This window comes from Bacillus sp. FSL K6-2819 (assembly GCF_038008305.1).
In the GTDB taxonomy this organism is placed as follows: domain Bacteria; phylum Bacillota; class Bacilli; order Bacillales; family Bacillaceae; genus Bacillus; species Bacillus amyloliquefaciens.
The window spans coordinates 3,674,950-3,696,141 of sequence record NZ_JBBOYV010000001.1; the positions used below are offsets into that span (position 1 = coordinate 3,674,950).

Consider the following 21,192-nt stretch of genomic DNA (forward strand, 5'->3'; position numbering starts at 1 on the left):
TCTCCTGTTAAAAATCGAAAATGGAATCCCCGTTTCCGTCTTCCCCGCGTTCGTCTTTCGTTTTTTTCTGATATTGATTCAGCCCGGCGCTGCCCATCATTTTTTCAAGCAGAAGCGGGTCTGTCGAAGGAGACGCGGAAGGCTTCGGCGCCTCTTTCGGAATCGGATTCTGCACAGGCGCCACAGCGGTGTGCGTCTGGGTGCCGAGCACGACGTCACACAGAGAGCGGACGGCGGCCACGTGCATTTTGATCTCCTCGGCGCGGGACGCCGTTTTTGCCTGCCTCAGTTCTTCTTCCATCTTCTGAATCAAAGCAGAGATATGTATGTTCATGAGTAAATCCTCCAGCAGTAATTTGTCTTCTTCCTGCATTTTATCAAATTTCTGACCGAATCGCAGAAATGAGTTTGTTATTTTTTCTGACAGCATACGGCCCCGGGCGTCAAAAAAGGCGTTTCCGCCGGGCGGAAACGCCTCAAAAAACCGGTTATTGCGGCAGATCGGGGATGCACCAGTCAATCGGCTGCTCCCCCATTTTTTCAAGGGCGGCGTTTGTACGGGAAAACGGTCTGCTCCCGAAAAAGCCGTTCCTTGCCGAAAACGGGCTCGGGTGAGTCGATTCAATAATAACGTGTTTCGATGTGTCAATACGCTCTTTTTTCATCTGTGCGTGACGTCCCCACAGGATAAAGACAATCGGCTTTTCTCTTTCATTCACCACATCAATGATGCGGTCAGTGAGCCGCTCCCATCCCTTGCCTTTGTGGGAATTAGCCTGGCCGCGGCGAACCGTAAGCACTGTGTTTAACAGCAGCACTCCCTGCTTCGCCCAGCTGACGAGTGATCCGTGATTCGGTACGGAGCAGCCGATATCATCCTGAAGCTCTATGAAAATATTTTTCAATGACGGCGGCTGTCTGACGCCGGGCTGAACGGAAAAACTGAGCCCGTGCGCCTGTCCGGGACCGTGATACGGATCTTGTCCGAGAATGACCGCTTTTACATCCTCATAGGACGTATAATGCAAGGCATTAAAAATATCATGGCTGTCAGGATAAATCGTTTGGCTGCTGTATTCCTGTTTCAGCATCTCTCTCAGCTCTTGATAATACGGTTTGTCGAATTCATCTTTCAGCTGATTCCACCAGCTGTCTTTTAAAAGCTGTTTCAAACTGTCCGTCCCCCTTATGAACTGTGCAGTCTCGAATAGACGGGCTTTCCGTCCCACACAATGTCAGTCGGCGCCTCCCGCCTCTTCATATCCGGCTCTTCAAGAAGAACCGCGAAGTTTTTCGTCGGGAGCTCCCCAAGCCCGTGCTTTTCGCTTAACCGGTCTAAGTACTGCTTCCGTTTGGCGCCGAGATCCGCGGACTGATTGCCGCCTCCCTCAAAAAACGCATAGATGACGCTCGCGCAAGGAACACGCTTCACACGGTGCTGTTTCGCAGCGCGTAAATAAAAATCCCAGTCCCAATAATTATGGACATCCGGATCAAAATATCCTAACGTGTCATGCAGAGAACGTCTGTACATGCTGCCTGACGGAACATACGTGGAAAACACCCGCATATCCTCATAATCGGCCGTATAGGCGAATGGCTTCCGTGATACCGGATATCTCGTGTTGTCCCGTTCTTCAAATGACACAATTTCCGCGTCAGCATGAACAAAGTCGGCATCAGCGAGCTCAGCCGCCATTCTTTCCAAATGGCCCGGCGTAATGAAATCATCATCATCGCACAGCATGATACAATCACCTGACGCTTGTTTCACACCGGCGTTTCGAGCTTCCACATGACCGGCATTCTGTTCTAAATCAATAATCTGAATCGGCAGATCGCTGTACAGCTGCTTCGCTTGCTCGACCGATTCCCCCGCATCATTTACGATGATCACTTCATAAGGCTTTACGGTCTGCCTGGAAATTGACTCCAGCAGCTCACACAAAGCCGGAATCCGATTATACGTGACTATGACAATTGATATATTCATGATCCGCTCCTTCTGCTTTTTCTCATGTTCTATTAAAACATAAAGCGGCTGAGAGATCAGGGGGGATTTTTTATTTCACCCGGTCAGACACATATCCAGGTCATGCCCGCCAGCAAAACCAGAATGATCAGAAGGTCTCCCCAAACCATGCATACCGCCTTGATATCAAATCTGCCCGCATCCATGACATTCCAAAGTTTTGACTGATAAACAGGCACCAACACCAGCGCATAACACGTGCACAAACAGATCAAGGCCGGCGGAACAAGCACTGTCAAATCATTCCTCTAAGCCTTCCGTATTGTGATCAGGAGAAAATCTAACTATAATGAGATATAAAACACTGATGGAGGCCATTGATATGTCAATGCACAAAGCACTTACTATAGCCGGTTCTGATTCCAGCGGCGGCGCGGGAATTCAGGCCGATTTAAAAACATTTCAAGAAAAAAACGTATACGGAATGACGGCTTTGACCGTTATCGTAGCGATGGACCCGGAAAACAGCTGGGATCATCAAGTGTTTCCGATCGATGCCGATACGATTCGCGCACAGCTTGCGACGATCGTTGACGGGATCGGCGTAGACGCCATGAAAACGGGAATGCTCCCTACCGTGGAGATCATTGAGCTTGCGGCGAAAACGATTAAAGAAAAACAACTGAAAAATGTCGTGATCGACCCGGTCATGGTCTGCAAAGGAGCGAACGAAGTGCTGTATCCGGAGCATGCCGAAGCGCTGCGCACCCAATTGGCCCCGCTGGCAACCGTCATCACCCCAAACCTGTTTGAAGCAAGCCAGCTGAGCGGTATGGATGAATTAAAAACGGTGGAAGACATGATAGAAGCGGCCAAGAAAATTCACGAACTCGGCGCGAAATATGTATTAATTACAGGCGGAGGCAAACTCAAACACGAAAAAGCGGTTGACGTGCTGTATGACGGGAAAACCGCGGAAGTATTAGAAAGCGAAATGATTGATACGCCTTACACACACGGAGCCGGATGCACATTCTCCGCAGCCGTTACTGCGGAACTGGCCAAAGGCGCTGAAGTGAAAGAAGCCATCTATGCGGCAAAAGAATTTATCACCGCCGCGATCAAAGAATCCTTTCCGCTGAACCAATACATCGGACCGACTAAACATTCGGCGATGCGTCTTAGCGGAAAATAAAATAAATATCCCCCTCATCGCCTGAGGGGGATTATTTCATTTTTTTCGCGGATGACCGTAAAAACATTTCAATCGATTGCACAAAGAGCGCATATTCCTTCATCTGTTCATATGTATGGCTAAGCCGATCACTCCATTCGTTGTGCGGCTCGGCTCTCTTGAGCATGCGTTTCAGCTGAAGCAATACTTCTTTATATTCTTCCCGCTTATCTTCCACTTGCTCTGCGGCTTTGACAAGTAAACATTTCGGCGTCATCTTCTGATTCTTCAAAACTGAGAAAACAACTCCTTTTATTCCTGAGAATAGTAGTCTTTTGTTTGAAGAATAGCACAGATGGCATAGGTTTCACATAAGAAAAAAGGACGATTTTCTACAAAAGTGTCCAAATTGAGGCATTTATTTCCGTGCTCCCTGTCGATGTAACCGTTACCTCATCATTTCCCGGGAAAGGAAAATATCTGGCGCTGAATACCTCTTCTCCATCATTCAAAAACAATTCGATGGAGGATGCATCCAGAAATAGCTGCACGGAATGCACCTCACTTATGGCGCAGCTTCTCGTTTCTTTTTCCTCTCCGCTAAAAGCGGTGCGCTCCAGCACGGCGAGTCCCTTTTCCTGATGAAATATAAACCGGGCCGCGCCCCGAATAGAGATTTCAAAACCAGATTTATAAGTGATGTCATCCAGCAGCACTTCAGCCCGGGACGCATCTTTCACCGGAAGGGCTGCAGACGAGCATTCCAATTGGAGACGGCGCTTTTGTTCATCCGTACGGCGCGATTTCATTTCCGGGAGCGGACGCTGTATGATTCTGCCGTTTGACAGTGACAGCTGTCTCGGCATCGTCAAACAGTGAACCCAATGATACGCATGTGTCGGATGTTTGTCCTCCTCCTGATCAGGGACGCCCATCCACGCGAACAGAATCCTCCGCCCCTTATCATCTTCCAGCGTCTGAGCCGCGTAAAAATCAAACCCTCTGTCAAGCTCCGTGAATTCACCATGCTTAAACTCAAGCGGCTCTATATCCAGCCTGCCGAGGAAATAGCCCGCCTGGTGGCTGTTATGATATTTCATCCCGTCGGCGTCAAGCCCCTGCGGACATACGAGCAGCACGTCGGTTCCGTCAAGAGAAAACAAGTCCGGGCATTCCCACATATAGCCGAATGACCCGAGACCGCCGGAATCTGCCCCCGCAATCGCACCGACAAATGTCCAATCCGTTACATTCTCTGATGTGAATAACACAGCGCTCCCGGTGAGCTTTTCTGTCTGCGCCCCGAGCACCATGTAATACGTCCCGTCTTTCTTCCAAACCTTCGGATCACGGAAATGAGCGGTATAGCCTGCCGGGAGACGCGCGACGACTCCTTTTTTTTCAAATACTTTCCCATCTTCGGATACGGCGAGGCATTGATACGTTTCCCGATTGCCTTCTTCGTCACGGACATTGCCTGTGTATATCAGGCAGAGCCGGCCGTCTTTTTCGATGGCGCTTCCGGAATAACAGCCGTTTTTGTCATACCATTCCCCCGGCGCAAGCGCGATTTCTTCCTCTTTCCAATCAACAAAATCCTTCGTCGTCACGTGAGCCCAAAATTTCGCGCCATGTCCCGTATGAAATGGCTGCCATTGAAAAAACAAATGATATACACCGTTCCATTGGATCACGCCGTTCGGATCATTTAAAAGCCCGACCGGCGGCATAATATGATAGTTCTGACGATACGGATCTGATGCAGCGGTTTCCCCCCGCTTCTTTTTCGCTTCCTCAGCCTGCAGCCGCAGCTCTTGATCAAGTGTACTCATTTGGCGGCCTCCTTTTCTTTAGCTCCCATAATGTAAGCGGCAATAAACGCCGACACAGAGGCGATGCCCATTCCGATCAGATAGTTTATGAGATTTCCTAAACCGAGCGGAGCCGTGATGGCAATCATCGGAATTCCGGTCAGTCCGTAGGCATTGGCGGCGACACCGGTCACCACGACATAGGCGCCCCCCAGCGCTCCGCCGATCATTCCCGCGATAAACGGCTTGCGGTATCTGAGGTTCACACCGAAAATAACAGGTTCTGTTACGCCGAGAAAAGCGGAAAACGCGGCAGGCAGAGCGATTTCTTTCATTTTCGCTTTTTTCGTCAGGAAAAATACAGCCAGTCCCGCCGCGCCCTGAGCGACATTCGCCATCGACCAGATAGGAAGGATATAGTTTCTGCCCAAATCAGCGATGAGGCCGGCCTCAATCGCATGAAAGCTGTGATGCACACCGGTAAGCACAATAAGCGGGTAAAGCCCTCCGAAAAGAAGTCCGGCAGCAATGCCCGCGTGATCATACACATATGTCAGCGAGACGGTAATGCCTGATCCGATCGCTCTGCCAAGCGGACCGATTGCGACAAAGGTAATAAATCCGGTCACAATCACCGTGACAAACGGCGTGACCAATAAATCGAATGCGTGAGGCACAATTTTTCTCGTGCCTTTTTCCACCCTGCTCATAATGTAAACGGCCAACAGTACGGGGATGACCGTCCCTTGGTAGCCGAGAAGCGCAATGTTGAAGCCGAAGAGTTCCATAAAATCAGGCGATGCATCCGCAAGCCCCCACGGATTCAAAAGCGCCGGATGGATCATAATTCCCCCGAGCACCGCACCGAGATATGCATTTCCGCCAAATTCCTTCGCCGCGCTGAATCCGATGAATACGGGCAGGAAGATAAAAGCCGCGCTTGAAAACATGTCGAGAAGCCGAAACAGCGATGATTGTTCAGACACCCAGTGAAAGGCCTTCATCATGCCGAGCAATCCCATTAAAAGGCCGCTTGCTACGATAGCCGGAATGATGGGAACGAATATGTTAGACAGTGTTTTCGCAAATCTTGCTGCCGGGTTCAGCTTTTTTTTCGCTGCGTCCTGATGTGTCTCACGATCCTCCCGCCCCAGATCGGCTTCTTTTGAAAACGCGTCATACACTTTATTCACGAGGCCGGTACCGAATATAATCTGGTATTGTCCCGAGCTGCTGAAAGCCCCTTTTACTCCTTCTATTTCTTCAATGCCGGCCTGGCTGATCTTCTGCTCATCTTGAATGACGAGCCTGAGCCTGGTCGCGCAATGTGTCGCACTGATGATGTTTGATTTCCCTCCGATATGTTTGACAAGCTCTTTTGCAATTTCTTGATAATCCATTATGTATCCCCCTTTCTAAAATCAAAAAAGACCTAAAATTCGCCAACGAAAAAGGACAACATGATCCCTTTTTCATGTACGCAAATTTTAGGTCTTGCCTGCATAACCAGTCACAATCCCGCCGGATTCAGTTTTTTGATGCGCTTTCATTTTATTTCATGACAGCGCTTTCGTCAATATGTTATCAAAAAAAAGTCTGTTTCTCCAAACAGACGCGTTATTCCGGGTTTTTTTGCAGACGCTGGACATGCAGCGTAATATAGCCGGCCTCGGATTCCGGCAGTTCCAAATCATATTCATTTTTTAAAAACGCCGCCAGTTCAAGCGCACACCGATAAGCAAACGGATACTTTTTTTGGATGAAATAAAGCATCTCCTCGTCCATGGAATGGAGGGCTTCATTTGAGTCCAACCGGCTGACCGCATACCGCAAGTGCGTGACGAGGCGCTGATATGAAATACTGTCTTCATCCACCTTCTGTTCAAAAAAGGATTCGATCTTTTCGATCATTTCTTTGATCATGGTTGTATGCTTCATCGCCGAATACATGCTTTTGGCATCCGCCTTGGCAGTGTGGATATGAAGCGCGATATACCCCGCCTCATCATCAGGCAATGATATACCGAGGGTCTGTTTCACATGTTCGACTGCCCAAAGGCCGATCTCATATTCTTTTTTATAGAGCGCCTTAATTTCATGAAGCAATCGGTTATGCACATGAAGGCCGTTTTGAATCCTTTCGATCGCAAAGGATAAATGGTCCGCCAGCGCAATATGAATATGATCGCTCAAAGGTGCCGCAAGCTCTCCCTCCGCATGGCTGATGATATCTTCAGCCGCTTCTATATGCTCTTCGGGAAGCGTTTCTAACACTTGTTTGAACTTTTCATTTTCGTCGTGCACGACAAATATTTTTTCAATTTTATGTTTTTGAATCAAATCATTCTTTCTCTTTTGAAAAGCGATTCCGGGACCCATTACGATCTTTTCCCGTCCGTCTTCTTTTATTAACGCCGCATTGTTATTTAATACTTTGTCTATTCTCAAGAGGTTCGCTCCCGTTCATATGTTTAGTGGGATTGTACCCTCTTTTTCATATGATGTAAAGATACCGGACCAGCCCGCTCCCGTTTCGGCAATTCTTTGCGGACAGGTATCCATCGATTTTTATCCAGCCTGCCGCAGGCCGATTTCGTTTCATCGGTCAGATCCGCCGATCGTACCCGGCTCACAAACGAAAACGCCTCAGCCGTCAGCTTCGCTTTCTTATGATAGACAACTTGGTTTCCGTACACGGCGGCTAATTGAAATCTTCCGTCACCCGGCGCCATCCAGTTCATCAGAAAGACCATCCACACCCGTAAAGATACTAGCACACGTTTCATTGCAAATCATCCCTCCGCTTCTTTTTGACAGACAGCTTGTTCGCAGGCCTGTTTTCTCTCCGCTTTAACGGAAAAGGCGGCCGATCCTTCTCCGCTAAAAACTAGCGGGTCTAGCAACCCTATGACTCTATGATAGACGCGGCCGGACGAATTGTTTGTCACAATATGAGTGAAAAAACAAACTAGTTTTAAGAAGTTTTGTTGAAAGCTGATGGAAATGACCTGAAAAATGGAGAAGCGGTTAAAAAAAGTTATGCACATCTTATCCCTTGGTTAAGCACAGCTTAAACACAGGACATATCCACATATCCACAAAACAAATCTATATTTTGTATAGGAACATTCGTTCCCAACAATATATATACACAGATTTATTCACTTATACACATGATTCTGTGTATAACTTCCTCCTTATTCACAGATCAATTTCCATAAATGAGTCCTATGTCACAAGGAATATTTTGAATTTTCGAGAAATATATACTAGATTTCTAATTTTAGATAAAGAAAAAGGGGGAAACACGATTGAAAAAAGGAATCATCCGTTATCTGCTTCCGGCTTTTGTCTTATCCTTTACCTTATCCACAAGTTCACAGGCTGCGCCGGCTTCAAAACCGCAAGCTCCTGATCTCGAGAAGGCTGAGGTGTTCGGTGACATTGATATGACCACCGGCAAACAAACGACGGTCATCGTGGAGCTGAAAGAAAAATCACTGGCCGAAGCAAAGGAACTCGGCAAAACACAAACAAAAAACAAGCTGAAAAGCGAACGCGCAAAAGTGAAAAATAAAGCGCTCAAAACGATTAAACACGGAAAGATCAACAGGGAATATGAGCAAGTGTTTTCTGGTTTCTCCATGAAACTCCCGGCAAATGAAATCCCGAAACTGCTGAGTGATCAGGATGTCAAAGCGGTTTATCCGAATGTCACCTATCATACCGATCAGCTGAAAGATAAAGACATCACCCTTTCCAAGGATGCCGTGTCTCCGCAGATGGATGACAGCGCGCCTTATATAGGGGCAAATGACGCGTGGAAGCTCGGCTATACGGGCAAAGGCGTCAAAGTTGCCATTATTGATACAGGCGTCGAATACAAACACCCTGACTTAAAGAAAAATTTCGGGCAATATAAAGGATACGATTTTGTGGATAACGATTACGATCCTGAAGAAACGCCGGCCGGTGATCCGAGAGGCGCTGCGACTGACCATGGAACCCATGTCGCGGGCACGGTTGCTGCAAACGGAACGATTAAAGGCGTCGCGCCTGATGCAACGCTTCTGGCCTACCGTGTGCTTGGTCCGGGCGGAAGCGGGACAACGGAGAACGTCATCGCCGGCATCGAACGCGCCGTACAGGACGGAGCGAATGTCATGAACCTTTCGCTCGGCAATTCTGTGAATAATCCGGACTGGGCGACAAGCACTGCGCTTGACTGGGCAATGTCAGAAGGCGTTACGGCCGTTACGTCAAACGGAAACAGCGGGCCGAACAATTGGACCGTCGGCTCTCCGGGAACATCCAGAGAAGCCATCTCCGTCGGAGCGACACAGCTGCCGCTGAACGAATATGCCGTCTCCTTCGGTTCTTATTCCTCAGCGAAAGTGATGGGCTACAACAAAGAAGATGACATAAAAGCGCTGAATAAAAAAGAAGTAGAACTCGCAGAAGCGGGTATCGGCGAGCAAAAAGACTTTGAAGGCAAAGATCTGAAAGGAAAAATCGCGGTTGTCAAACGCGGCAGCATCGCCTTTGTGGATAAAGCCGACAATGCCAAAAAAGCGGGCGCGATCGGTATGGTTGTGTATAACAACGCCGCAGGAGAAATTGAAGCCAACGTACCGGGCATGTCCGTGCCGACCATTAAGCTGTCATCAGAAGACGGCGAAAAGCTCGTCAGCCAAATAAAAGCGGGCGGCACAAAAGCGACATTCAATTTATCCGTGGCTAAATCGCTCACTGAACAAATGGCAGACTTCTCTTCACGCGGTCCGGTTATGGACACGTGGATGATAAAACCTGACGTCTCCGCTCCCGGCGTAAACATCGTCAGCACCATTCCGACCCATGATCCGGCCAACCCGTACGGCTACGGATCGAAGCAGGGAACAAGCATGGCTTCACCGCATGTAGCCGGCGCAGCTGCTGTCATCAAGCAGGCTAAACCGAAATGGAGCCCGGAGCAAATAAAAGCCGCACTCATGAACACGGCGGAAACCTTAACGGATGCGGACGGTGACGTATACCCGCATAATGCGCAGGGCGCCGGAAGCATCAGAATCATGAAGGCGATCAAAGCAGATTCTCTCGTCGCCCCGGGAAGTTATTCTTACGGAACGTTTATGAAAGACAAAGGCAATGAAACGAAAAAAGAAACATTTACGATTGAAAACCAATCGTCCATCAGAAAGTCATATCAGCTGGAATACTCTTTCAACGGCACAGGCATTACCGTTTCAGGCACAGACCGGGTCGTGATTCCCGCTCATCAAACAGGAAAAGTCAATGCGAAGGTAAAGGTCAATGCCAAAAAAGTAAAAGCAGGCACATTTGAGGGAACAGTCACAGTGCGTGAAGGCGGAAAAACAGTCGCAAAAGTGCCGACGCTTCTGATTGTAAAAGAACCGGACTATCCGCGCGTGACTTCGATCGACGTACAGGACGGCACAGCGCAAGGTTCCTATCAAATTGAAACCTATCTGCCGGCGGGCGCCGAAGAGCTAGCCTTCCTTGTGTATAACAGCAATCTTGACTTTGTCGGCCAAGCCGGCATTTATAAAAAACAAGATAAAGGCTATCAATATTTCGACTGGAACGGCAAAGTCAATGGTGACACCGCACTGCCGGCAGGAGAATATTATATGCTGGCCTATGCCGCGAACAAAGGGAAATCAAGCCAGGTGCTGACTGAAAAACCATTTATCATTGAATAACCAAACAACCCTGCTGGAGCATCAGCAGGGTTTCTTTCTGATCATTCGGCAAAGGCTTCGCGAAGCAGCCGGTATGACTGAAGTTTATCTTCAAAATGATGAGTAATGGTCACAGCCATCACTTCCTCCGTACCGTATGCTTTACTGAGAGCCAGAATCTGTTCTTTCACTTGCTGCTTTGTTCCGATGATCATTCGATTCCGATTATCGGCAATTCGCCTTTGTTCATATGGTGTATACGTATTGCCGCGGACGGTTTCGTAAGACGGTACGCCATGAAGCGGAATCCCCTGTTCCCCCGCAAGCAGCGTATAATCCATGACGGCAGCGAGTTCCTCCGCTTTCTCCTCAGTGTCCGCGCACAGCACAAACACCGCCACGGCCGTTTTTGGTTCTTTTCCTAATACAGAAGGTTTAAATCGGCGCTTATATTGTGCCGTCGCGCTTTCTCCGCCTTCTCCATTAATAAAATGGGCAAACATATAGCCTGCTCCCGTTTCTGCGCTCAGAAGCGCGCTTTCCCCCGATGAACCGAGCAGCCAGACTTCCGGCGCCGTCTTAATAAGCGGGGATGCCGTCAGATTCGGAAAACGGTGATTGTCATCGGCTTCATCATGCAAATACATCGCCAGCTCACGAATCTGCTGCGGGTATTGATCAGCATTGCGCTTCCCGCCGTCATTCAGCGCCCATGATGCAATCGGCATTCCGCCCGGCGCCCTCCCCAATCCGAGATCGATTCTGCCCGGCGTCAACCCTTCAAGCATGCGGAAGTTCTCCGCTACTTTATAAGCGCTGTAATGCGGAAGCATGACACCGCCTGAGCCTACACGAATGTCGTTCGTTTTCGCCGCAATATGGCTGATCAGCACTTCAGGGCTTGAACCCGCCAGCCGCTCTGAAAAATGATGCTCTGACACCCAAAACCTCTTATATCCGAGCTTCTCTGCCTCCTGCGCGAGCCTCACCGTATCCCGCAGCGCGCTTTCCGCAGAACTCCCTTCTGATACAGGAGATTGATCTAATATACTTAATGAAATCATCACTGTCACCTCCTCAACATCGTACCACTGCTAAGCCGATCATATGAAGTCTGGCGACTTTCTTCGTCATCTTGGTTTGTTATTACGATGATTTAGCTTCCTCGCGACCTCACAAATGCCAAACGGGCTGCCTTTATCTTTAACCTCAAGGAATACTGCAATACCACCTGATTGCTTCTTTTGTTTCCATCGCAAGCGATATCGGCACGCTGGCTGTGTGTCCGTAGACGAGCGGCTCGGAACTACAGCCATGTTAATATTTACAAAGAGGGAGATGTTAAGAAATGATCTTAACCTGACATCTTGTTGTCAAGTTTTAACGGATATACTAAAAACCCAGAGGTGAGCGGATGCAAATCAGCAGATTATTTCAAGTGATTTATATTTTATTGGAAAATGGAACCGTTACGGCACCCGAGCTGGCTGAGCGGTTTGAGGTGTCTGTCAGAACGATCTATAGGGATGTTGAGGCTTTAAGCCAGGCTGGAATTCCGATTTATACCATACAAGGGAAAGGGGGCGGCATTTCCCTTTCCGACAGGTTTGTTCTGAACAAATCTATGCTTACCGACAAGGAGCAGGATGAGATCCTTTTTGCTCTCCAAAGCTTAGCCGCCGCCCAATACCCTGATTCTAATGCGATTTTTGAGAAATTGAGCAGCCTTTTCAGGAAAAACAACATCAACTGGATTGAAGTGGATTTTTCCTCATGGGGAAGCGGGCAAAAACAAAAAGAGCTGTTTGTACTTCTGAAACAGGCAATCTTGGAGCAGAAAGTGATTTCATTTACCTACTTGAGTGCTGCCGGAGAACAAAAAAGCCGGAGAGCCGCGCCAATGAAACTGCTCTTTAAAGATAGAGCGTGGTACATTGAAGCCTTCAGTTTCGAAAAAAACGCTTTAAGAACCTTTAAGATTAACAGAATGTCGAATGTCCGACTTTTAAACGGAGAGGAGATGGGACTTCACCTTCAGCATGGCTGGTCGGAGCCTTCCGTGACTTCTTCTGCAGAAGAATCGGTTAAAAAACCGCAGAGAATCCCTCTGGTATTAAAAATAGACCAAGCGGGAGCCTATCGAATCGTGGATGAGTTTAAAGAAGAGGACATTTTAAAACTGGAAGACGGGTCTTTCCGGGTCACTTCAGAGATTCCTCCCGGTGAATGGCTTTATCACTATTTGCTTTCCTTTGGAGATTTACTGGAAGTCATTGAGCCGGCGTCTGTCAGACTTGAAATGAAAAACCGCACTGCCAGAATGGCCGAAAAATATTTGAGGTAACTGGACACGATGCTGTCAGGTTCTGTTGATTAAACTAGCCTTGTACTCAACATTTGAAGGAGGATTCAGCAGAACGATGGAAAACAGTCCGTACTTATTAAATATGAGCAAAGAATTTGCAGGTAAACGGGTCCTAGTGACCGGCGGAACACGGGGAATCGGCAGAGCCATCGTCAAACGGCTGCATGCGGCAGGAGCTGAAGTTATAGCTACGGCAAGATCATTACCCGAGGCATTGCCTGAAGGCGCAGGGTTTATTCAAGCCGATGTCTGCCTTCCAGAAGGCGCAGATCATATCATTAAGGAAACAATTCATACATTCGGCGGTCTGGATATTTTGATTAATAATGTGGGAGGTTACTCAAGTAGCACGGCAGGGGCTTTAGCTTTAACAGACGAGGATTGGCAGACAGCGTTTAACGCAAACCTGTTTTCTTCCGTCCGCCTCGATCGCGGATTTCTGCCTTACATGGTCAAGCAGCAAAGCGGAGTGATTGTCCATATATCATCTATTCAACGAAAGCTGCCGGGCAACATGACCATGCCTTATTCGGCTGCCAAAGCTGCACTAGTTAACTACAGTAAAAACCTGGCGACCCAATTCGGCCCTGAGGGGATAAGAATCAACGCACTAGCACCGGGGTTTACCGAAACAGAAGCAGCTGAACAGTTAATTGAGAGAATGGCTAAACAAGCCGGAACCGACTATCTAGCCGCCCGTGAGCAGTTAATGGACGAGCTTGGCGGCATTCCCCTCGGCCGTCCGGCTCAACCTGAGGAGGTTGCCGAGCTTGCCGCATTCCTTGCGTCAAGCAGAGCCTCTTATGTAACGGGTTGTGAATATGTTATTGACGGCGGAACCATCCGCACCGTTTAACGAAATGACAAAGGAGTTGATCTTATGGAGCCTAATGCGCTTCCGCAAGTTATACAAGAGTTTATAGCCGCTTCCAATAAACCCGATCCGGATGCCTATATCGACTGTTTTTCGGAGGATGCTTTGATCTTTGATGAGGGCAAAGTGTGGGCAGGCAAATCCGCTATAAGAAAATGGAGTGCCGAACATCATTTTGATGCAAACGTAACGCTTGACTTACAAAGGCATAGACAGGATCAGGGGGAAATCACGGCGGTTTTTAAGGTTGACGGCGATTTTGACAAAACCAGCCTGCCGAACCCTCTCTATTTAGATTTTTATTTTCAGATTCATAATCACAAGATTAAGCAGCTGGCGATCCAGCTTTCTACAGGACCTGAACAAACAGAAACGGTAACCCAGATAAGAAACCAGGAGGAACATAAAAATGATAGTAAATAACGTGCTGCTGAAGCTGAAGGACATGAGCCCAGAGCATATCAAGCAAGTTCAAACCGTTCTGCTGGGCATGAAGGGAAAAATAGACGTTCTTCTCGATGTTCAGGCTGAAGCTAACATTCGCCCTGCCCCTTCAGGATATGATTTGATTCTGATCACTAAGTTTGCATCCTTGGGGGATATGGAAAAGTACCTTACACACCCGGTTCATCAGGACATCGCCAAGTTTATTGGCACGGTTCTGGAAACGCAGGCGTCCGTTTGCTATGAATTATAATAAGACGATGAGGAATGACTGCCAGTTAAGTCAATTAACTTCACTTATATACAGAAATCAGCCATATACACGTTATTCACTGTTTTAGAACTTCGGTAAGGCAAACAGAGCTGCTCTGTTGTGTATTGAATGCAGTCTCGATTATTAATGAAAAAAAGACGATATGTGAAAGTTCAAAACCCGGAACAGCAGCTCATCAAATTTTAGAACTGTACATCATCGCAGATGTTCCATTTTGTCGAAATATGTTACACGTGAAACATAAAAAAACCTCTCCCGTCAGGAGAGGTTTTATTTCTTAATTTTTTTGAAAACCTTTATCTTTAACATATTGATTTAAATAGGTTCTCGGTTTTTGTTTCATGAACTGCAGAATTTGATCAGACCACGTTTCAACCCGCTTGCCGTTTGTCCGTTTATCATAATAAGCGGAGATGGTTTCATCATATTCCTTCATATAACTGCGGAAGTTTTCTTCATTCGTATCGTACGTGTTTTCATGATATACGGCTTGTTTCGGCAGACGCGGCTTTTGGCCGGACGGATGCGCGGGATGGCCGACTACCAGACCGAACAGCGGCAGCACATGGTCAGGCGTACCGAGCACTTCCGTCACCTGATCAAGTTCATTCCGAATGCCTCCGATATAACAAATGCCAAGGCCCATTGATTCTGCGGCAACACTTACGTTTTGTGCGGCAAGTGCGGCATCAATGACGCTGACCATAAACATTTCCGTATTCTCAAGAAGCTCTGTAATGTTTTCGCCTTTTTCTTCCGCAAGTTTTTTATGGCGGTACAAATCAGCACAAAACACAAACAAGTGCCCGTTATTCTCGACGTAAGGCTGATTTCCGGCCAGCGCCGCCAGCTTTCTTTTTTTCTCCGGATCGGTTACCCCGATGATGGAGTACGCCTGCACGTAACTGGACGTTGACGCCGCCTGGGCGCTTTTCACTAATGTATCTATCTCTTCCGCTGTCAGAAGCTCGTCAGTAAATGATCGGATCGACCGATGATTAAGTATGGTTTCAATGGTATTGTTCATATAAAAGCCTCCTTCTCTATATATCATATCCGAAAGAGAATCATGCCAAAAGCGAAATGCTCTAACCAAAAAAAGACAGCCCGAAAAACGAGCCGTCTGACATTAAGAATTAAACAAATAGCTTTTATATTTCGTCAGCTGCACACTTGCGTTGTATACGATCCCGAAGCTGATTAATGTAGACAGCACCGAGCTCCCTCCATAGCTGACAAACAGCAGCGGAATTCCGGTAACCGGCATAATGCCGATATTCATCCCGATGTTCTGGAAGGTGTGAATCACGATAAGTGCAGTAAATCCTACGCAAAAAAACGCGCCGAATCGGTTAAAGGCATGCAAGCGGTCAATCAGCACCACAAGCCTGTAAATTAAAAAGAAAAACATAACAACGGCAATCGCGCAGCCTAAAAACCCAAAACTTTCACCCAAAATCGCAAAGATAAAGTCGGTCTGCCCCTCAGGTACGTACACCTTCAGATTATGAACGCCGTTTCCGGTAATGCCGCCTGATCCGATCGCCATAACGGCCTGATCCACCTGCCAGCTTTTATCACTCTCTGCCTGAGTCGTTGCCGCACTGGAGTCAGACATCCACGATGTAATCCGGTTGATTTGATAATCCGCAATGCCGATTGAATTCGCCACATGGGGAAATTCAATCACGAGCACTAAGAAAAGCCCGATAACAAGGGCGGCCGAACCGCCGATAATGGTGATCAGCTTCCAGTTTACACCTGACATAAACACCATCACCATCACGATAAACAGACAGATCGCACCCGTTCCGGCATCCTGCAAAACGATCAGTCCGATCGGAATAACCGTCCATGCCGCAATTTTCAAGAGCAGATTCACATCTTCCCGAAGTGATCTTTGATCTTTCGGTCCCGCCTTCGATATAATGGACGCGACCATCATCATAATTCCTATTTTCGTAAACTCAGAGGGTTGAAGGGTAAAGGTTCCGATTTGAAACCAGCTTTTCGCCCCGTTTTTAATCGGCGCGATAGATTCCGGCGCAACACGCAAAAGGAGCAGCGACAGCACGCCGGCAATTAATACGTACAGACTCAGTTTCTCAAGCTGCTCTAAATCAAAGTACAGCAATAATCCGATGAATCCCGCCCCTATAACATAGAAGACAATCTGTTTCATCCAGGCGCTGCCTCCATACTGCCCGAACTGTCCGGCCGCATAAATCGCAGCGACACTAATTATTAAAAACACACCAAATATAAAAATCAAATCCCCCTGATAATAGGGATTTTGCTGTTTCTTATATCGACTCATTCTATCCCGCCTTACATTTTCATCGGAAGTCACTATTGTTTATTATACATGAACACCGTTCAAGAAAACATGATGAGGTTGTTTCCTTTTTATTTTTTACGGTTTGGAGACTACACGACATATGACGTGTCAGAAAAGGAAATGTTTCGGTCATGATGAAACTTTTCCGATAAAAAACCCCTTCTCACCAGAAAAGGGGCAGCGGGAATATAGAAACCAATGAATTCAAATGACTTTACCTCATGTTTAATGTCATAAACAAGCTGTTCGGGTCCTCATTGTAGTCCCCAAACGGTTCACAATATTGAAACCCGGCTTTTTCATACAGCAGTCTGGCGGGAAGGAAAGCCTCCACAGAACCGGTTTCTAGGCTGAGACGCTGATAGCCCCGCCGCTTTGCTTCTTCAATTATATGGTGAAGAATTCGTTTGGCCACGCCTTTTCTGACATGCTGCGGGGAGGTTTTCATTGATTTCAGCTCACCGTGCCGGCTGTTAAGCTCCTTTAAGGCACCGCAGCCGAGCAGGACGCCGTCTTCCCTCGCACTCCAAAGCGTAACGTCAGGCTGACGCAGGCGGTCCGTATTGAGCGCGTGTATACTTTCCGGGGGAGAGCAGAGGGTCATGCTCTTCAGATGATCCTGCAAAAGCGCAATAACATCCGGCGCTGTAACATCGTCTTTATTTATGTTCATTTCAAAACCTACCTTAGTGTGCATGTTTTCTTTAAACATAACAAAGGTTCACAAGGCTGCGCCATCGCACTGTCTGAAAATGTGACAGGGTATTTGACCTTTCTGATTTCTATTACCTATCCAAAAATGGGGCAATAGTTGCAATACATTTCTCGAAAAAGCGGTATCAAAAATTGGAAAACATGGTATAATAATTGTAACAAAATGTTCAAAAAACGACCACAAAACAGACACATTTTATTCTCTGTATTTCATTTTGGAAACGCTCCCATAAAATGAAAGGAGACACGTAAGATGGACATGTTTTTTGCTTATTTACTGGTCGCAAGCGCAACACCCCTCTTTATCTGGCTTGATAACAAAAAAGTGGCTCTTTCGGCCATACCGCCAATCATTTTAATGTGGGTTTTCTTCTACTTTTACGCAACCAGCAGCCTATCCCCCCTCGGCCACACACTCATGATTATCCTGTTTGCCGTCAACGTCATCGTTGCCCATATCGCCGCCTTTATCATTTACGGCCTTCCGCGCCTGCGCCGGAGAAGAAGCCAATAAAGGCACAAAAAACCCTCTTCGCCTAAACGAAGAGGGTTTCTTTTTATTCGTGATGTTCGGAATGCTGCTTCGCACCGCCCGGAGGGTTTCCATCCATATGGTCACCGTGATGGTAGTGCGCCGCAAAGATCCAGATAGAACCAAGGATGATAACAATCGCTCCGAAAAATCCGAAGAGCGTGTTTCCGACTTGGATTCCGCCGTTTTCGCTTTCTGTCATGTGCATGAACATGAGAAGCTGCAGGCCGGCCTGAATAAATGCGAATCCGAAAATGATCCAGAGTTTTGCTGATGAGCTTAAATCTGTATATACCGCAACCCAAAGGGCCAGCAGGGTCAGAATAATAGACAACGCAAAACCTACGATATGCTTCCACGGAAAGTGGCTGTGTTCAGCAGATTTGTTTGCCATATTATAGTCCCCCCAATCCGATGAGATAGACGCCTGTAAAGATGAAGATCCAGACAACGTCTAAGAAGTGCCAGTATAAACTTGAGATAAAGATTTTTGAAGACGTCTGCGGCGTTAATCCGCGTTTCTTCAATTGCAGCAAGATGCCGGTAATCCAGAAGATACCGATCGTTACGTGCGTTCCGTGCGTTCCCAGAAGGACGAAGAATCCAGACCAGAAAGCACTTGTACCGAGAGATGCTCCTTCATGTACATAGTGAATGAACTCGTTAAGCTCACATCCTACGAAGCCTGCGCCGAGAAGAAGCGTAATGATCGTCCATATGACGACGCCTTTTAAACTTCCGCGACGCATTTCATGAACAGCGATCCCGCAGGTAAAACTGCTGATCAGAAGCAGGAATGTCATGATCATGACAAGCTTCACTTCAAATAATTCAGCCGGTAAGACTCCTCCTGCTGTTCTTCTTTGAAGAACGAAGAAGGTTGCAAATAGTGTTGAGAACAACACAATCTCTGCCCCTAAAAAGATCCAAAACCCGAGAATATTGAGTCTGCCGGTTTCAGATTGATATTCCATAGGCGCGTTAGAATTGCCGTGTTCTGCATGTTCCATAAATCACGCCTCCTTTATTCGGAAATCTTTCTTTCCGTCTCTTTTATTTCTTCAACAGGTATATAGTATCCATTGTCATATTCAAATGAACGAAGCACCATGCAAAGCAGAATGCCGATCAAGCCGACAATGCCCATCCAGAACCATTCAAAGACAAGTCCGAAGCCTGCAATACCGAACGCCACTGACATAATAAGCGGTCTGCCGGAGTTGTGCGGCATATGGATTTTCTTGAACTTGCTTTCCGGATGAATATCCACTTTGTCTTCTTTCAATTGCAGGTACGCATCTTGAGATTTCACTTCAGGAAGCACCGCAAAGTTGTAGTGCGGCGGAATCGCAGATGAAGTCGCCCACTCAAGCGTACGTCCCACGCCCCATGAATCTCCGCTGATCTCGCGAGTAGAGTAGCGGAAGCTGTAGTAGATGTTGTAGCAAAGGATTAAGAATCCGACACCCATCATGAAGGCTCCGACAGTTGAAATAAAGTTCAATGTAGTCCATCCGTCATTCGGTCCGTATGTGTAAATACGGCGAGGCATACCTTGCAGCCCCAAGAAGTATTGAGGGAAGAAACATACATTAAATCCGATCATAAAGATCCAGAAGAACCATTTTCCGATTCTCTCGTTCAGCTTGTGGCCGAACATTTTCGGATACCAGAAAATAAATCCTGCGAAACATGCAAATACCGTACCCGCGATCAGCACATAGTGGAAGTGAGATACGAGGAAGTACGTATTATGGTATTGATAATCCGCTGCAGCCATCGCGAGCATAACCCCTGTTACCCCGCCGATAACGAAGTTCGGGATGAACGCAAGCGCCCACAGCATCGGTGTTGTAAAGCTGATTCGGCCTTTATACATTGTAAAGAGCCAGTTAAAGATTTTAACCCCGGTCGGAACCGAAATCGCCATCGTTGTGATCGAGAAGAAAGAGTTAACAGACGCACTGTTCCCCATTGTGAAGAAGTGGTGAGTCCATACAAGGAAACTCAGGACGGAAATGGCGATAATAGAGCCGACCATCGCTTTGTAACCGAATAACTGCTTTCTTGCAAACGCTGAAATAATTTCAGAGAAAATACCGAAAGCCGGTAAGATAACGATATAAACTTCAGGGTGTCCCCAAATCCAGAATAAGTTAGCCCAAAGCATCGGCATACCGCCGGCTTCCAGCGTGAAAAAGTGAGCGCCGAACAAACGGTCAAATGATAGCAGCGCCAATGCCACTGTCAGAACAGGGAAGGCGAATACGATAATAACCATTGTAATCAGCGTCGTCCATGTGAACATCGGCATACGCATCAGCGTCATGCCTTTTGTACGCATTTTCAGGATCGTCACCATAAAGTTGATACCCGTCATCAGCGTACCGATACCGGCAATCTGAAGACCGAGCAAGTAGAAGTTCTCACCAGGCCCAGGGCTCATGTCGTTACTTGCCAGCGGCATGTAACTCGTCCAGCCTGCGTTCGGAGAACCTCCGATAACGAAAGAAATATTGAAAAGCATCGCACCTACGAAGAACGTCCAGAAACTCAGGTTGTTCAAGTACGGGAATGCTACGTCGCGCGCACCGATCTGCAAAGGTACGACAACGTTGATCAGACCGATTAAAAACGGCATCGCCATGAAGATAATCATGATCGTACCGTGAGTCGTAAAGATCTCATTATAGTGGTTTGAGTCTAAAAAATTGTTATTAGGAAGCGCTAACTGGGCACGCATCATCAAGCCGTCGACCCCGCCGCGGAACAGCATGATAACAGCAGAGATAATGTACATGATTCCAAGTTTCTTATGGTCTACAGACGTCAGCCATTCAGACCAGAGCCACTTCCACTTTTTGAAGTATGTGAGTACTACGATGATAGCAATAGTGGAAAGCGCAATGGAAACTTGTGCGCCCAGAATTAATGGGTCACCTGTTACAAAAAATTCATCCCATCTCAATTTCATTCGGGCTTCCTCCTTTCT

Annotated in this window: 22 protein-coding genes; 7 read left to right on the forward strand and 15 right to left on the reverse strand. The window is 47.3% G+C overall.

The annotated features are described in order from the left end of the window. Positions 1-7: 7 nt before the first annotated feature. The 3 genes from MHH91_RS19200 to MHH91_RS19210 are packed head-to-tail and all read right to left on the reverse strand — an operon-like array spanning position 8 to position 1,993. On the reverse strand, positions 8-430 hold the full coding sequence (locus MHH91_RS19200; RefSeq protein ID WP_013354010.1) for a YwdI family protein: 423 nt from the start codon (positions 428-430) through the stop codon (positions 8-10). A gap of 58 nt (positions 431-488) precedes the next feature. After that, the gene (locus tag MHH91_RS19205) at positions 489-1,172 is read right to left on the reverse strand and encodes a uracil-DNA glycosylase (protein ID WP_013354011.1); all 684 of its coding nucleotides are present in this window, start codon (positions 1,170-1,172) and stop codon (positions 489-491) included. A gap of 14 nt (positions 1,173-1,186) precedes the next feature. Then, complete coding sequence (locus MHH91_RS19210; protein ID WP_013354012.1) at positions 1,187-1,993, reverse strand: glycosyltransferase family 2 protein; 807 nt, start codon at positions 1,991-1,993, stop codon at positions 1,187-1,189. A gap of 361 nt (positions 1,994-2,354) precedes the next feature. Between MHH91_RS19210 and MHH91_RS19215 the strand changes: the two genes are divergently transcribed. Beyond that, positions 2,355-3,167 carry a bifunctional hydroxymethylpyrimidine kinase/phosphomethylpyrimidine kinase gene (locus MHH91_RS19215; protein ID WP_013354014.1) on the forward strand — a complete coding sequence of 271 codons (813 nt, stop codon included), beginning with the start codon at positions 2,355-2,357 and terminating at the stop codon, positions 3,165-3,167. A 31-nt stretch (positions 3,168-3,198) separates the two neighbouring features. Here the strand turns inward: MHH91_RS19215 and MHH91_RS19220 are convergent, their stop codons facing one another. From MHH91_RS19220 to MHH91_RS19240, 5 genes are all read right to left on the reverse strand, one after another. Then, the gene (locus MHH91_RS19220; protein ID WP_013354015.1) at positions 3,199-3,423 is read right to left on the reverse strand and encodes a hypothetical protein; all 225 of its coding nucleotides are present in this window, start codon (positions 3,421-3,423) and stop codon (positions 3,199-3,201) included. A gap of 115 nt (positions 3,424-3,538) precedes the next feature. Next, on the reverse strand, positions 3,539-4,978 hold the full coding sequence (locus MHH91_RS19225; protein ID WP_013354016.1) for a sucrose-6-phosphate hydrolase: 1,440 nt from the start codon (positions 4,976-4,978) through the stop codon (positions 3,539-3,541). Further along, positions 4,975-6,357, reverse strand: a complete 1,383-nt coding sequence (locus MHH91_RS19230) for a sucrose-specific PTS transporter subunit IIBC (protein ID WP_013354017.1) — start codon at positions 6,355-6,357, stop codon at positions 4,975-4,977. Before MHH91_RS19230 ends, MHH91_RS19225 begins: the two co-directional genes overlap by 4 nt. Before the next feature lie 217 nt (positions 6,358-6,574). Further along, positions 6,575-7,405: a PRD domain-containing protein gene (locus MHH91_RS19235; RefSeq protein ID WP_013354018.1), complete on the reverse strand. Its 831-nt coding sequence runs from the start codon at positions 7,403-7,405 to the stop codon at positions 6,575-6,577. Between the two features lie 23 nt (positions 7,406-7,428). Beyond that, positions 7,429-7,743, reverse strand: a complete 315-nt coding sequence (locus MHH91_RS19240; RefSeq protein WP_013354019.1) for a hypothetical protein — start codon at positions 7,741-7,743, stop codon at positions 7,429-7,431. A gap of 525 nt (positions 7,744-8,268) precedes the next feature. On the opposite strand from MHH91_RS19240, the gene MHH91_RS19245 reads away from it, so the two are divergent. Beyond that, on the forward strand, positions 8,269-10,680 hold the full coding sequence (locus MHH91_RS19245; RefSeq protein ID WP_013354020.1) for a S8 family peptidase: 2,412 nt from the start codon (positions 8,269-8,271) through the stop codon (positions 10,678-10,680). A gap of 41 nt (positions 10,681-10,721) precedes the next feature. Here the strand turns inward: MHH91_RS19245 and MHH91_RS19250 are convergent, their stop codons facing one another. Then, entirely contained in the window at positions 10,722-11,723 is a 1,002-nt protein-coding gene (locus tag MHH91_RS19250) for an LLM class flavin-dependent oxidoreductase (protein ID WP_013354021.1), read from the reverse strand. A gap of 350 nt (positions 11,724-12,073) precedes the next feature. Here MHH91_RS19250 and MHH91_RS19255 point away from each other — a divergent pair, with 350 nt between their 5' ends. The 4 genes from MHH91_RS19255 (at position 12,074) to MHH91_RS19270 (ending at position 14,595) form a co-directional block, all read left to right on the forward strand. Then, the gene (locus MHH91_RS19255) at positions 12,074-13,003 is read left to right on the forward strand and encodes a helix-turn-helix transcriptional regulator (protein WP_013354022.1); all 930 of its coding nucleotides are present in this window, start codon (positions 12,074-12,076) and stop codon (positions 13,001-13,003) included. Between the two features lie 76 nt (positions 13,004-13,079). Further along, positions 13,080-13,880: an SDR family oxidoreductase gene (locus tag MHH91_RS19260; RefSeq protein ID WP_014471207.1), complete on the forward strand. Its 801-nt coding sequence runs from the start codon at positions 13,080-13,082 to the stop codon at positions 13,878-13,880. 24 nt (positions 13,881-13,904) lie between these two features. Beyond that, entirely contained in the window at positions 13,905-14,321 is a 417-nt protein-coding gene (locus MHH91_RS19265) for a YybH family protein (protein ID WP_013354024.1), read from the forward strand. Beyond that, positions 14,308-14,595 carry a Dabb family protein gene (locus tag MHH91_RS19270; protein WP_013354025.1) on the forward strand — a complete coding sequence of 96 codons (288 nt, stop codon included), beginning with the start codon at positions 14,308-14,310 and terminating at the stop codon, positions 14,593-14,595. Before MHH91_RS19265 ends, MHH91_RS19270 begins: the two co-directional genes overlap by 14 nt. A gap of 298 nt (positions 14,596-14,893) precedes the next feature. Here the strand turns inward: MHH91_RS19270 and nfsA are convergent, their stop codons facing one another. The 3 genes from nfsA to MHH91_RS19285 all read right to left on the reverse strand — a co-directional run bounded on the left by nfsA (position 14,894) and on the right by MHH91_RS19285 (position 17,627). Further along, positions 14,894-15,643 carry an oxygen-insensitive NADPH nitroreductase gene (gene nfsA / locus MHH91_RS19275; protein ID WP_014471208.1) on the reverse strand — a complete coding sequence of 250 codons (750 nt, stop codon included), beginning with the start codon at positions 15,641-15,643 and terminating at the stop codon, positions 14,894-14,896. 102 nt (positions 15,644-15,745) lie between these two features. After that, positions 15,746-16,933, reverse strand: coding sequence for an FtsW/RodA/SpoVE family cell cycle protein (locus MHH91_RS19280; protein ID WP_013354027.1), 1,188 nt, complete (start codon positions 16,931-16,933; stop codon positions 15,746-15,748). A gap of 235 nt (positions 16,934-17,168) precedes the next feature. Further along, positions 17,169-17,627, reverse strand: a complete 459-nt coding sequence (locus MHH91_RS19285; RefSeq protein WP_014471209.1) for a GNAT family N-acetyltransferase — start codon at positions 17,625-17,627, stop codon at positions 17,169-17,171. Between the two features lie 294 nt (positions 17,628-17,921). Here MHH91_RS19285 and ywcE point away from each other — a divergent pair, with 294 nt between their 5' ends. Beyond that, positions 17,922-18,182 carry a spore morphogenesis/germination protein YwcE gene (gene ywcE, locus MHH91_RS19290; RefSeq protein ID WP_003150937.1) on the forward strand — a complete coding sequence of 87 codons (261 nt, stop codon included), beginning with the start codon at positions 17,922-17,924 and terminating at the stop codon, positions 18,180-18,182. Positions 18,183-18,225: 43 nt separating this feature from the next. On the opposite strand, the gene qoxD is transcribed toward ywcE, so the two are convergent. From qoxD to qoxB, 3 genes are read right to left on the reverse strand one after another with little or no spacing between them, the layout of a single operon-like run. Continuing rightward, positions 18,226-18,594, reverse strand: a complete 369-nt coding sequence (gene qoxD / locus MHH91_RS19295; RefSeq protein ID WP_013354029.1) for a cytochrome aa3 quinol oxidase subunit IV — start codon at positions 18,592-18,594, stop codon at positions 18,226-18,228. A 1-nt stretch (position 18,595) separates the two neighbouring features. Further along, positions 18,596-19,210, reverse strand: coding sequence for a cytochrome aa3 quinol oxidase subunit III (gene qoxC / locus MHH91_RS19300; protein ID WP_013354030.1), 615 nt, complete (start codon positions 19,208-19,210; stop codon positions 18,596-18,598). A 14-nt stretch (positions 19,211-19,224) separates the two neighbouring features. Then, positions 19,225-21,174, reverse strand: coding sequence for a cytochrome aa3 quinol oxidase subunit I (gene qoxB / locus MHH91_RS19305; RefSeq protein ID WP_013354031.1), 1,950 nt, complete (start codon positions 21,172-21,174; stop codon positions 19,225-19,227). Between the last annotated feature and the right edge of the window lie 18 nt (positions 21,175-21,192).